Origin of the sequence: Larsenimonas rhizosphaerae (genome assembly GCF_023700005.1) — a bacterium.
In the GTDB taxonomy this organism is placed as follows: domain Bacteria; phylum Pseudomonadota; class Gammaproteobacteria; order Pseudomonadales; family Halomonadaceae; genus Larsenimonas; species Larsenimonas rhizosphaerae.
The window spans coordinates 82,646-95,346 of sequence record NZ_JAMLJK010000004.1 but is presented as its reverse complement, the minus strand read 5'-3'; the positions used below and the strand labels follow the sequence as shown (position 1 = coordinate 95,346).

9 protein-coding genes are annotated in these 12,701 nt (G+C 57.6%); 5 read left to right on the top strand and 4 right to left on the bottom strand.

Annotated features, from left to right (window positions below):
* Positions 1–60: 60 nt before the first annotated feature.
* Positions 61–2,163, bottom strand: a complete 2,103-nt coding sequence (locus NAT21_RS13725) for a TonB-dependent receptor (protein ID WP_250939286.1) — start codon at positions 2,161–2,163, stop codon at positions 61–63.
* 346 nt (positions 2,164–2,509) lie between these two features.
* Between NAT21_RS13725 and NAT21_RS13720 the strand changes: the two genes are divergently transcribed.
* Positions 2,510–3,010, top strand: coding sequence for an ankyrin repeat domain-containing protein (locus NAT21_RS13720; RefSeq protein WP_250939285.1), 501 nt, complete (start codon positions 2,510–2,512; stop codon positions 3,008–3,010).
* A gap of 30 nt (positions 3,011–3,040) precedes the next feature.
* Here NAT21_RS13720 and NAT21_RS13715 read toward each other — a convergent pair whose 3' ends face one another.
* Positions 3,041–4,702 (bottom strand): methyl-accepting chemotaxis protein, encoded by a 1,662-nt coding sequence (locus tag NAT21_RS13715; RefSeq protein ID WP_250939284.1) that lies wholly within the window; start codon positions 4,700–4,702, stop codon positions 3,041–3,043.
* 133 nt (positions 4,703–4,835) lie between these two features.
* Here NAT21_RS13715 and NAT21_RS13710 point away from each other — a divergent pair, with 133 nt between their 5' ends.
* The 3 genes from NAT21_RS13710 to NAT21_RS13700 all read left to right on the top strand — a co-directional run bounded on the left by NAT21_RS13710 (position 4,836) and on the right by NAT21_RS13700 (position 8,061).
* Positions 4,836–5,231, top strand: a complete 396-nt coding sequence (locus tag NAT21_RS13710) for a DUF2946 domain-containing protein (protein ID WP_250939283.1) — start codon at positions 4,836–4,838, stop codon at positions 5,229–5,231.
* Between the two features lie 47 nt (positions 5,232–5,278).
* Positions 5,279–6,658, top strand: coding sequence for a PepSY-associated TM helix domain-containing protein (locus NAT21_RS13705; RefSeq protein WP_250939282.1), 1,380 nt, complete (start codon positions 5,279–5,281; stop codon positions 6,656–6,658).
* Positions 6,659–6,879: 221 nt separating this feature from the next.
* Positions 6,880–8,061: an EAL domain-containing response regulator gene (locus tag NAT21_RS13700; RefSeq protein WP_250939281.1), complete on the top strand. Its 1,182-nt coding sequence runs from the start codon at positions 6,880–6,882 to the stop codon at positions 8,059–8,061.
* Here NAT21_RS13700 and NAT21_RS13695 read toward each other — a convergent pair.
* Together NAT21_RS13695 and NAT21_RS13690 are read right to left on the bottom strand one after the other, a co-directional pair.
* On the bottom strand, positions 8,034–10,232 hold the full coding sequence (locus NAT21_RS13695; RefSeq protein ID WP_250939280.1) for an ATP-binding protein: 2,199 nt from the start codon (positions 10,230–10,232) through the stop codon (positions 8,034–8,036). The two genes, NAT21_RS13700 and NAT21_RS13695, sit on opposite strands and share 28 nt — an antisense overlap.
* Before the next feature lie 12 nt (positions 10,233–10,244).
* Entirely contained in the window at positions 10,245–10,697 is a 453-nt protein-coding gene (locus NAT21_RS13690) for a putative pterin-binding protein (RefSeq protein ID WP_250939278.1), read from the bottom strand.
* 168 nt (positions 10,698–10,865) lie between these two features.
* Here NAT21_RS13690 and NAT21_RS13685 point away from each other — a divergent pair, with 168 nt between their 5' ends.
* A complete protein-coding gene (locus NAT21_RS13685) occupies positions 10,866–12,671 on the top strand; it encodes a PAS domain S-box protein (RefSeq protein WP_250939277.1) in 1,806 nt (601 codons plus the stop codon).
* The last annotated feature ends 30 nt before the right edge of the window (positions 12,672–12,701 follow it).

Here is a 12,701-nt window from a genome sequence, read left to right as displayed (position 1 = left end):
CTCATGCACTGTGCGGCGTGCCATGGCGTCCATGCAGGAAGACACCATGGCACTGCCCCGTTAGAAGTCTGCGCTGTAACCAAGCGTCAAGGTACGACCTCGCCCGGCGAAATAACGTTCATCCTGAGTGACGGCGCTTTGCGAGTAATACGTGATGTACTGCTTGTCGAACAGGTTCGAGATCCCGACATTGATCCGCCCGACCGGCAGGGTATAGCCCACGGCAGCATCTACCAGGGTATAACCATCGAAGTCCTTGTCGTCACCGTCATAATCTTCATTGAAGGCATGCGAGGCCTGGATAAAGGAAGACCATTCGGGGTTCCACCGGGCCGACCAGCTGGCAATCAGCCGATCCGGCGCCACGTTGAGGCCATCGAGGTCGGCATCCAGTGACCCGTTGTCATCACTGTCATAACGCCCACGAATGTGGGAATAGGCCAGCTTGCCGTGATGGGCAGGCGTGAACTGATACCCCACCGATGCTTCAATGCCGTCGATTTCGGTTTTCTGGCGCTGCATGACAAAGGCGTCATTAACGCGGGTCACACGGCTGCCGAAATCGGAGGATGACACGTAGTAGCTGAGTTCGGCGTCCAGGCGCCCATCGTTGTAGCGCACGCCGGTTTCGACGTTATCGGTGACAATCGGCCGGAGGTTGTCGAAGTCATCCACGGACTGACCCGGCTGGCTGATCCCGCGCAACGCCCGGCCCACATCAGGAATGGCAAACCCTTCCGAATAGTTGGCAAACAGACTCCAGTCGGTAATCGGAGTCCATACCGCGCCTACGTTGTACAGGGTCTCGTTAAAGCTGGGCGAGCCGCCCTCGACGTTGACGCCATTGTTGGCCGCCACGGTCTGATAACCATCGATATCAAGTCTGGCGTACTCATACCGGGCTCCCATCGACACGGTCAGGCTGTCGATCGGCTTGATATCCACCTGCATGAACGGGGAGAGATCAAGATACTGAATTTCAGGCACATACGTGCGCCCGGTACGCCAGAGAGACTGCTCGGTCTTGTCAATAGTGGTATCGAATCCCACGGTCAGCTTGATGCGGCTGTCCCAGATGTCATCCCTGGTCAGGGACGTCTTGGTGCCGTATTTCGTGGTACTGGCCATGGACTGGTCATACAACGTCCCTATCGGGGCCAGGGCAGGATCCTGATAGCTGCCGGAATCCGTGGCGCCGAACAACGATTCGTAATCCTGATAAAACGCCAGCATGTTCAAATGCATGCCGGCCAGGTCGTAGTCGTCGTAGGTAATGCCGGTCGTCCAGACCTTGTTGTAGGGTGCCTCGCCCGGCGGATTGCCGCGGCGTGACGTAGTCGGCACACCGTTATCCCGGTCACCATCGACGCTGATGTAATCATCATTGCCCCGGATGATGTAGCGGTTGGCGCTAAACTGCAGACGCTGGTCATCGTTGAACCAGTAGGACGCCTTGCCGAACAGGTCATAGCTGCGGGACGCCATCAAATCTCCCTGGGTGTTATCCACCCCGACCGGATGGTCATCACCATCACGAAACAGCCCCTGGTCTTCATGGCTCATCGAGAAAACATAATCGAGCTTGCCCTTGTTGCCGCTGACGCCATAGGTGGTTTTATACCCGGTGGTTTCGGAATCAAGCCGTGACGTGGGGGTGGTCACCTGGACATTGAGGTGCTGGGTAAATGACCCCGAAGCCGGACGACGCGTGATGATATTGATGACCCCGCCGGTGGCTCCGAGCCCGTTGGTGGCATTGGCCCCCTGAATAACCTCGATATGATCCACCATCGAAAAATCGATGGTATGCAGTTCACGGCCGGTCGGGCGCAGCGGATTGGACTGCGGTATGCCATCGATCATGACCAGCGGTGTGCGCCCGCGCAGCGTTTCACCACTGCCGCTCATTTTCTGGCGGGCCGGTGAGAACCCAGGCAAAAGGTTGCTGAGAATTTCCGACGAGTCCGAGGTAATCTGTTGCTGCTGGCGGATTTCCTCGTGGCTGATGATGCGAATGGTCTGGGGTGCATCCTGCTTGTCCGTACCGGTGCGCGTGGCGGTCACCACCATCGAATCGGTATCAGACGGTTCGGCACCTGCCACCAGAGGCGCCCACGCAAGGCAGGCCAGAGGGAGTACCGACCATCTTTTCTGTAACGTCATTTAGCCCTGTTCCTTGTCTTTTTTGTGTTCTTCTCGGGTCGTACCACCCGGGGAATGTGTTGACCAACACCGCCCATTAATAGCACTTATTATCATCTACAAAAAATTATCATTTGTATTTAACAGGACGTTTATTTTTGAAACAGACGAGACACTGCACGTATCCAGATCGGGGCAATGTGTATCAGGCAAAGAATAATGAGGACTTTCAGGCCGGCATCGGTCTGCAGGTCGAGCCGGCGTCATACATCGGCTATCTTGGCGAGATAGAAAATGCCGACTGGGCGTGCTGCACACACCGCGCCATACTGGCTGCATTCATGACCGATAAGGAAAGAGGCCCTGCATGACAGATACTCCCCCACCGCTGGATGATGACGCTCTCGACCTTGCCGCACGCATCTTCAATGCTGCCCGCGAGGGAGACAGTGCCAACTTCACTACCTGGCTTGCCCACGGCATGCCGGTAGACATGCGTAATCACAACGGTGACAGCGTATTGATGCTGGCCAGTTACCATGGTCATCATGAGACGGCCCGCCTGCTGCTGGAGCACGGCGCTGACCCGGAGCTTTATAACAGCAAGGGTCAGAACCCGCTGTCAGGCGCGGCGTTCAAGGGAGATGTCGAGATGATCAGGATATTGCTCAACGGTGGTGCCGCAGTCGATGGCAGTACAGAAGATGGCAAGACGCCACTGATGTACGCTGCCATGTTTGACCACCCCGAGGCGGTGCGCCTGCTGATCGACCAAGGGGCCGATGTCAATCGTACCGATAGCAAGGGTGTCACGGCCAGGCAGCTTGCAGAGGTCATGGGCGCACAAAAAACCCCCGCCCTGCTTTAACAGGACGAGGGTCATCGGCACCTCATACCATCAGGTCTGATATTCCGGCATGTGATGCCCGGAGGACCGACCTGATCGGCTTTTGGACGTGGTAGTGCCATGTGACTCAGTGGCGGCATGTGCCTGTTCGGCCCACTGTTCGTCCGGTAGCTTGAATCGCGCCACCAGGGCCTTGAGTTCGGAGGCCTGCTGTTCAAGTTCAGCCGAGGACAGGCTGGATTCCTGCACCAGTGCCGCGTTCTGCTGAGTCACTCCATCGATCTGTGATACGGCGGTATTGATCTGGTCGATCCCCTGCATCTGCTCACGGGTAGCCATGGCGACACTGCTGATCAGTTCGGCAACCCGCGTAATCGATACCACCACCCCTTCAATGGTTTCGCCGCTGTGCTCGGACTGAGTCGCACACTCGAGAATCTTTTTGTGCGTCTCATCCAGCATGATGCGGATGTCGTGTGCCGATGCCGCACTCCGGGTTGCCAGCGAGCGTACTTCATTGGCTACCACGGCAAACCCGCGCCCCTTGTCGCCGGCGCGCGCCGATTCAACCGAGGCGTTCAGTGCCAGCAGATTGGTTTGAAAGGCAATGTCATCGATCACCTTGATGATCTCGTGCATCTTGCTCGAACTGGCCGCAATCTCACGCATCAGGATCACATTCCGCTGAACATCAGCGCCGCCTCTAGAAGCCTGCTCCGCGGCACTATTGGCCTGCTGATCGGCTTCGCGCGTCGCGTCGGTGCTGTGTTTTACAGTCGCGGTGATCTCTTCCATGCTCGCAGCCGTCTCTTCAAGCGACGCGGCCTGCTCTTCGGTCCGGGACGACAGTTCACGCGCTCCGGAAGAGATATGATTGGCCCCGTCAAACACGGCATTGCTTGAATGACGCAGAGAGGTGACCAGAGAGGCCAGCGAAGTACGCATCTCGGCAACGCCACGAAGCAGGGTGCCGATTTCATCCCTGCGTTCGGAACGCACCTCATGACGCAAATCGCCATCAGCCATCTGATTGACGGCCGACAGGGCCTGGTTAAGGGGCCGGGTAATCCCGCGTGTAATTACCCAGGACAGTGCCGCTGCCAGCAGCAGCGCCATGCCGGAAAAGGCGATCAGGGCAATCAGGGCCTTGTTGGACTGCTGGTCAATATAAGGCGGTGCTGCCGCGAGCCGGCTAGCCGCCACGTCATTGATTTGACCGGCCAGCTCTTCCAGTTCATAGATATTCTGCTTGTAGGCAGAAAAAGCCGTATTGGCATCGGCGGTCGTTGTCAGCTCCCCTGCCTGGATCCGCTCATGGACTCCGATAAAGTCAGACGCGTACCGCTCCAGTGCCTGCTGAGCACGGGCATAGAGCTCCCGGTTTTCAGGCGCTACCGCCAGCGCCTCTCCAGTGCGCAATGTCTGCATCAGCTCGGTACGCGCACCGTCCCACCTGGTACGGTAGGATAGAAGCTTGTCAGGGTTATCAAGATTGATGAAGGCATCCTTCTCGAAACGACGTTCCTGCAGCGCCAGCCGCTGGATATTCAGTGCATTCATTGACAGGGCCGCGTCACGTTCGATTGCAGTATGAGCGGTCTCCTTCATGGATAGCAGGCCGTATAACCCGACCGCAGAAGACAGCAGCAACAGCAGGGAAACGATGGCAAACGCAGCGGCCAGACGCGTACCAATCTTGATGTTCGACAGCATGATGCATCCTCACGAATGGGTATACCGTGCTATCGACCGGCACCACCTGACCTTGATCATGAGCAGTCGGATGTCAGTGGTCGCCACTGTCTGAATCGGGGGCAAACGAGTATGATATGGATCGCCTGTCCACATGGCTGCTGACCTGATGATATCTTCCCGACATGCTCCTCGAACATTACCTGCCTGGCTTGGCCTTTTTGCCATGCTGCTGGTGTTCATGGGGCCGTTGATCAGCCAGAGCCAGCGAGCAGCAGATCACGCTCAGACAGCCGAGCACTCCATGGCCGCAGGCCATGACATGAGTCAGGACGGCGAGACGCACGCACATCTGGCAGCCTGTGGTTATTGTCTGCTGTTTGCCCATGTGCCGGCCTTGAGCCTTCCCGCCCTGCAGCTTCCGGTCGGGTCGCGTCAGATATCAACGCCGTTGATGACCGCCTGCCAGGCCCCTCGGGCCCCACCGTTCCTGCATGCGACCTTCGCGCCCAGAGCGCCACCTTCTTTCCTTTCGACACGCATCACCTGACTCGCGGCCTGTGCCGTATTCCATGTCCATGTCGAAGAGACTGCCCCATGTCGATTGCCCGTTCTTCAAACGCGGCCGGCGTACGCGCGACGCTACGCCCCCTGCTGCTGCGCCTGCACCTTTATATTGGCCTGTTCATTGCGCCGTTCATGCTGGTAGCGGCCTTCACCGGCACTGCCTATGTGCTGACACCACAGCTTGAAAACCTTGTATATCACCATGCTCTGACGGCCCCCACTCAGGGCACAGCCCGCCCACTGGCCGATCAGATCCTCGCCGCTCAGCAGGCCCTTGGCACGAAGGCCCTGCCATCGGCAGTACGCCCTGCCACGGCCCCTGGCCGCACGACGCGCGTCATGTTCACGCCACAGGATGCCCCCGCGTCCACCAGTCGCGCTATTTTCATTGCCCCCGACACGCTGGAAGTCAGGGGCGACCTTGAGGTCTATGGCACCAGTGGCATCCTCCCGCTGCGAACCTGGCTTGACCAACTGCATCGCAGCCTGCTGCTGGGAGACACCGGCCGCGCTTACAGCGAACTTGCCGCCTCATGGCTATGGGTAGCCGCACTGGGTGGGCTGATACTCTGGATCACGGCCCCTCGGCGCACATCATCCGGAGCCTCCTCCCTGCGCAGCCGCTATCGTCGATGGCACCAGGTGCTGGGCGGATGCCTGCTGCTGGGGCTGCTGTTCTTTTCCGCCACCGGGCTGACCTGGTCGACCTGGGCAGGGGCCAACATTGCCGAATTTCGCCACGCCTTCGGCTGGAGTACGCCCTCGGCTTCGACGACCATGACCCACACCACCATGGCAAGGGAGCCGGACGCACATGCCGAGCACAGGGCTACAGGCGGCAGCATGCCATCGATGGCAGGCACGGCAGCCACGTTTGACTTGATGCTGGCACGGGCGCGTCAGACCGGGCTTGAAAGCCCCGTGATCGAAATTCAGGCAAAACCGGCCGGCCAGGCATGGAAAGTACGCGAGATCGACCGACGCTGGCCGACTCATGTGGATGAAGCCACGTTCGACCCGCTGACCGGGCGGGAAGTGGACCATGCCACCTTTGCCGACTACCCTCTGGCCGCCAAGCTGACTCGCTGGGGAATTGATGCGCACATGGGCATTTTGTTCGGCCTGCCCAACCAGCTGATTCTGGCAGCTACCGGCGCTGGATTATGTACCATGATCATACTGGGATACCGGATGTGGTGGCTTCGACGCGCTACCGCGGCACAGGTGCACGGAAGCCTTGTCGGTCTGATGCGCGACCAGTCATGGACGGCCCGTCTGACCATCACAGCCGGTGCAATCGCACTTGGACTGGCTCTGCCGGTACTGGGCATCAGTCTGGCCATCATGCTGGTTCTCGATATGCTGGTTGCTCTTCTCAGGCACGGCTCCAGACGAACCGCCGTCAACTAAATCAGACAGTTCTTAACCCCCTGTCACCGCATCCGGTGACAGGGACCACTGACCGCATCCCTCCTCTTATCCAGTGTTCCCCCTGCAGTGACGGCTACCGACGTGGCCGTTTTCGGAGTAGGATGCGATTAACTTCGGTTAAACTTTCATGAACAACAACACAACATTCAAAAAGATGTGTGCATTTTTTTACCATGCGCTCTTCACTCGACTGATGGCAGATGCCCCTGATGACATTGAACGCACTGGTCATTGATGATGATGATGAAATTCGCTTGTTATTCCAGCACCTGCTGGCACGTCGAAACTATCAGGTCACCACGGCAGCCGGATTGGATGAACTGATACGCTCCGCCCATACCGCTGACATTGATCTGGTCATTCTGGATTTGAGCCTGGGAGATTTTTCGGGACTCGATGTGCTGGGTTATCTACAGGAACAACGTCTTGACCCGGCAGTGCTTCTGCTCAGCGTCAGCGATGAAACCATCGCGGAAGACACCCTCAAGTTTGGTCAGGCTCAGGGATTTCGCATGCTGGGGTTCATGCCCAAGCCCGTCCTGCCCGAAACACTGGACCGCCTGACGGCGCCTCTCGATACGACCCAGCGCGCGGTAACGCCGGCAGATGTTGACCGGGGGCTGGATGCCAACGAGTTTGAACTGTATTACCAGCCCAAGGTGCGCCTCAGCGATCACCAGCCTACGGGAGTGGAGGCACTACTGCGCTGGCATGATCCGGAACGCGGCCTCATTCCTCCCGCACGTTTTATCGCTCTGGCCGAACGCCATCACCGGATTGTTCCCCTGACCTGGATGGTACTGGCTCAGGTATGGCAACAACACGCCACCTGGCGTCGGCGCGGCTGGATACTCGATATTGCCATCAATATTCCAGCAGTCTTTCTGCAGCAAAAGAATGTACTTGAGGAACTTGATGCACTGGCCATGCGCCATGGCCTGCCCCCCGAAGGGCTTACCCTTGAAATTACCGAGACCTCGGCCTTTGAATGCCTACAATACGCCCGGCATGTGCTGAGCGGGCTGCGGGAACGGGGCTATAGCCTGTCGCTGGACGATTTTGGCACGGGGTATTCTTCCATGACCCAACTGTACCGATTGCCCTATGATGAATTGAAGATTGATCGAAGCTTCGTGTCGCTGTGCGACAGCGAGCATGAAGCAGAAGCCATTACCCGCTCGATCGTCGAACTGGGACAGCGGCTCAACCTGCATCTGGTGGCAGAAGGCATAGAGTCACTGGCCCAGTATCAGTTTCTGGAACGTGCCGGCTGTGAACTGGGTCAGGGGTTTTATATTGCACGCCCCATGCCACTCGCGGCGATGGAGCAGTGGTACGTTGACCACACGTCAGATCAACGATTGATCAGCGAACGCTTGTAGTTTTCAAGGGCGCTGAACGTCTGATCAGCACACAGGTAAAGGCGAGAAAGACGGGCCTTCATCACCGCACCTCGCTCAGCATTTACCCGCTGCTCCATGTCCTCAAGCAACGCACCCATGGTCTGACAGCCCAGTGACAGGGATGTGCCCTTGAACGAGTGGGCCTCCCGCCCCAGAGCAGCCCAGCGTGCCTGCTCAAGACAGGTATTCAGGGTATCAAGTCGCCTGAACAGGCGAGACTGATACAGCGTGATCAGTTCCTTCAAGGCCTCATGCCCTACCGCAGACTCAAGATCTTCCAGAACAGCCAGACTGATATCGCTCGATCCATGGCTGGATGATGAAACATCAGCCTGAAGTGCTGTCCGCGGTGATGGCGCTGCGTCACGACGCCCGGCATATCGATACAGGGCTGACAGCACATCACGCTGGAGAAAGGGTTTGTAGATCACATCATTCATGCCGGCACACATGCACCGTCGCCGATCCGCCAGCGACGTATTTCCCGTCATCCCGATAATGGGAATATCAGCAGGCTTGCCACCACCGAGACGCCAGCGGCGCGTCGTCTGGAGACCATCCATGATCGGCATGTTCACGTCCATGAAGACAAGATCGAAGGACGGGTCGTCAGCATGCTCCAACGCCTCGGCGCCTTGCTCCACCAGCACCACCTCAACACCGAGGCGCTCCAGCATGACCCGGGCAAGCATGCGGTTGATGCTGTCATCTTCCACCACCAGCACCTTCATTCCGTGTGTAACCACGGTATCGTCGGTATCCTCGTCCAGCGCGGTGGGAGCATCACTCGCCGCCAGAGGCACGGTCAGACAAAAGCAACTACCCTTGCCCGGCGTACTCTCGGCGGAAATATCACCCCCCATGGCTTCAGCCAGCCACTGGCTGATGGCCAGCCCCAGCCCGGCGCCCTTGTGATGGGAACGCTGTCCCACCTTGTTGAAGGGCTCAAAAAGCGCGCCAAGATCGGCACGAGAAATCCCGCAGCCCGTATCGCGAACGTCAATACTCAGCGACTGCCCACCGGCATGGCAGACACTGAGTGATACCGCGCCCTCATCGGTGAACTTGATGGCGTTACCCAGTAGATTGGTCAGAATCTGTCGAAGCCGTTGCGTATCGCCATTAACCCAGTCCGGCAGGTCATCGGCCAGTGTCAGATTGAAATCGAGTCCTTTCTGCCTTGCCTGCATGCGATGATACACACAGGTCTTTTCGATGAAGTTGACCAGTGAGAAGGGGCTGTTGTTAAGCACGATCGCCCCCTGCTCAAGGCGGGCATGATCCAGTACGTTATGGATGATGCCATGCAGACCATGCGCGCTTTGCAAGAGCGCCTGCAGGTACTGGCGGCCCTGGCTGGATACGGACTCATGCTCCAGCAACTCGGCCATGCCAATCATGCCATTGAGGGGATTGCGAATTTCATGGCTCATCATCGCCATGAACCGGGTCTTGGACTGGCTGGCAGCGCGTGCACGCGCTACGGCCTTGTCCAGTGCCAGGGCATTGTCCCTGAGCCGTTTCGCCTGTTCCAGACCAAAACGCCGCTCCCTGAGCACGATCATGATCAGCAGCAGTCCGGACAGAATCATCATGCCCAGCATGACCAGCACCCACCGATACAGCGACGACAACTGCTGCCTTGAATCGGATTTAAGCGCCGCCACATGTGCCTTGACCTCCAGAAGGATTCTAGCGGTCACGTGACGCAGATCCCTGGCCGTGGCCAGTATCCGGCGCTTTCCATCTTCAGACAGCCCCCCCGTAGAATGCCGCAGGGGCGCCAGAAGATCATCCAGTCTGTGCGTCTGCTGCCATACCTTCTCCAGATCACTGTCCAGCATCGAGCCTGATGTAATGACATGAGCTACCTGCCCTTTTCTGAACAGACGGATGCGGCTGAAGAGAATTTCGTAGCGCAGTAGTAGCCGCTCACTTGACGAGTCCGTCGCCGCCAGTTGCCAGTAAAACCGATTGGCTTCCTGGTCAAGCTGATAGGCAATCCAGGACATGTTTTCAAAGGTTCGATTTTCAAGCACCTTCTGGCGCTGGAAGATCATCCAGCCGATCGCCATGGAACCAACCAGAAACAGGATGGATGCCAGAGTAGCCACCTTGAAATGCAGGGAATAACGTGGAGCAGAAAGCATGGCAGGACGCCGTTAATGAACAAGAATACGATTGATCTGCCAGACACATCGCGCCCGTGTCAGCGCATCCATGAGCCCTGGCGTCTCATCGAAGGGATAAATGGCAAAGAGTGGACCGAAATCGCGCACCCTGAGCGGTTGGCCATCAGCGGACATGGCAAGAATGACATCATGGTTCATATAGTCCGAAGCAGGCATTCGGGCATGATAGTCGTTCAGTCCCGTCAGAGTGATATCCGCTCCCGGATGGGCAGCCAGCGTCAGTACGTCTCGCACCAGAGGCCCTTCAAATCGCACCGCGTGGTCATGCCAGGGCGTATGCGTGATTATGACATGCTGCGGCAGGGCAGCCAGCTGGTCGTATTCCAGCACGACCGGCGAGGCCTGAGCCTCCTGACTGACAATACCTATCGATACATCCCGAGCCTGTATCGTCTGGCTTGCTGCCAGACCGATGGACAGCATTGCGACTCCTGCCCATACCTGCAGTAATTTGCCCGGCAACCTCATCTCATTAAAGTCTCCTGCACGACCACCCGTGGCCAAACATGCTCATCGCCCATCAAGTTATACGCGGCGTATCCGTTAGTTCCCTTTACTCTCGCGCACTTCAGGGGTCATTGACCAAGTACCATGCAAGCCAACTACCTCAAATTGCTGGCCATTGATGAGCATGCATCCACCCGTGGAACACTGGCCGCCCTGCTGGACAGCACCGGACTGGCGCTCCAGATCCATCTGTCGGCCTCCCTGGCGGAGGCACGGCAATACCTGCTTCATCATGACGTTGACTGCATACTGGCAGATCATGATACCGCAAGCGTGGTCAGAACCGACCTTTTATCCATTCTGAAACGCTATCAAAAGACCCCTTATTGCGTCATCGTGCTGAGCCACGATACCAATGAGCGCATTGCCGAAGAGGCGCTTGCGCATGGCGCCTTCGACTACCTTGATGTTCAGGAACTCAATACCGGTCAGCTTCGCGTGGCGCTGACCCGGTGTCGCAGCTGGCTGGAACAGGAATCCCGTCGGGTAGCCACGGAAAACCGGCTGCGCTCACTGACGGAAGGCATCCCGCAGCTGGTATGGAGCTGCTCTCCGAACGGTCGCATTGATTATCTCAGCCGACAATGGGCCGACTATACCGGCGTCACCTTCGCAAAGGACCTTCAGGTTGCCTGGTTTACTCGCATCCACTCGGATGACAGGGACAATTTTGTCGATGCCTGGAAAAAGGCCCTGGAAGCGGAGCAGGACTTTCAGCTTCTATGCCGGATTCGACGTCATGACGGTGTATTTCGCTGGTTTGATACCCGTGTTACGGCGAGAAAGGACAGTGATGGCCGGCTTACGCAGTGGATCGGCAGTCATACCGACATTACCAAGATCGAGGAAGCCCGCCTCAGTCAGGCGCACCTGGCGGCCATTGTGGAAAACTCCCAGGATGCCATCATCGCCCATGATCTTCAGGGCCGTGTTACCAGCTGGAATACCTCAGCCGAGCGTCTTTTCCTTTATAGCGCTCAGGAGGCCATCGGTCAGCATCTGCAGGATCTGACGGTACCGCCCCATCTACAGTCCCAATTCGAGCAGCACCTGTCCCGACTGTCGGACACGGGTGTATCTCAACCTCATTACGAGACCCTGCGCCGGCGACGGGATGGCCAGTACATTGACGTAGCCATCACCTCATCGCTGGTGCAAATGGTGGACGGACGCGTACAGGGGGCCGCCAAGATCGTGCGCGACATTACCGATCGAAAACGCTTCAGTGAGCAGCAACTCGCCTCTCTGCAGGAAAAGGAAACCCTGCTCAAGGAAGTCTATCACCGCGTCAAGAATAACCTTCAGGTCATCGGCAGCCTGTTCAACATGCAACTGCGCCAACTGCCCGAAGGGGTGGCGCACGATGCACTGCGAGAAAGCGCAGATCGGGTAAAGGCAATGGCTCTGGTGCACGAAAAGCTGTACCAGTCGGCGTCACTGTCCTCGATTGACCTGGCCGCCTACGTCGGTGACCTGTGTACCAACCTGGCATCATCGACCGGTGCCAATAGCCGCGACATCATCCTTGAACCCACTATCGAAACGATCCAGGTCGGCCTTGAAACAGCTGTTCCATTAGGCCTTCTACTGAACGAACTGCTGACCAACAGCCTGAAACACGGCTTCCCTGGCAAGAAGACCGGTCATGTACGCATCACGATCGACATGCTGGATGACGACACCCTGAAGCTGGAAGTCATCGACAATGGCGTTGGATTTGATGACACCCAGGCCACGGGAAAATCACTCGGGCTCAAGCTCATCCGCATTCTCAGCCGTCAACTCGATGGCGAATTCACGACGAAAAGCAAAAACGGCAGCCACAGCCGGCTGGTGTTCCGGTTACCGGCACCTGAATTAATCAGCGGCGGGGCCGATACATCCTACTAATCCGGATACTTCGACCATCACGTATCGCAG

What these genes read in the sequence shown, in the direction of transcription:
- NAT21_RS13725 (WP_250939286.1), bottom strand. Translation starts at nt 2,163, where the DNA reads ATGACGTTACAGAAAAGATGGTCGGTACTCCCTCTGGCCTGCCTTGCG.
- NAT21_RS13720 (WP_250939285.1), top strand. Translation starts at nt 2,510, where the DNA reads ATGACAGATACTCCCCCACCGCTGGATGATGACGCTCTCGACCTTGCC.
- NAT21_RS13715 (WP_250939284.1), bottom strand. Translation starts at nt 4,702, where the DNA reads ATGCTGTCGAACATCAAGATTGGTACGCGTCTGGCCGCTGCGTTTGCC.
- NAT21_RS13710 (WP_250939283.1), top strand. Translation starts at nt 4,836, where the DNA reads ATGGCTGCTGACCTGATGATATCTTCCCGACATGCTCCTCGAACATTA.
- NAT21_RS13705 (WP_250939282.1), top strand. Translation starts at nt 5,279, where the DNA reads ATGTCGATTGCCCGTTCTTCAAACGCGGCCGGCGTACGCGCGACGCTA.
- NAT21_RS13700 (WP_250939281.1), top strand. Translation starts at nt 6,880, where the DNA reads ATGCCCCTGATGACATTGAACGCACTGGTCATTGATGATGATGATGAA.
- NAT21_RS13695 (WP_250939280.1), bottom strand. Translation starts at nt 10,232, where the DNA reads ATGCTTTCTGCTCCACGTTATTCCCTGCATTTCAAGGTGGCTACTCTG.
- NAT21_RS13690 (WP_250939278.1), bottom strand. Translation starts at nt 10,697, where the DNA reads ATGCTGTCCATCGGTCTGGCAGCAAGCCAGACGATACAGGCTCGGGAT.
- NAT21_RS13685 (WP_250939277.1), top strand. Translation starts at nt 10,866, where the DNA reads ATGCAAGCCAACTACCTCAAATTGCTGGCCATTGATGAGCATGCATCC.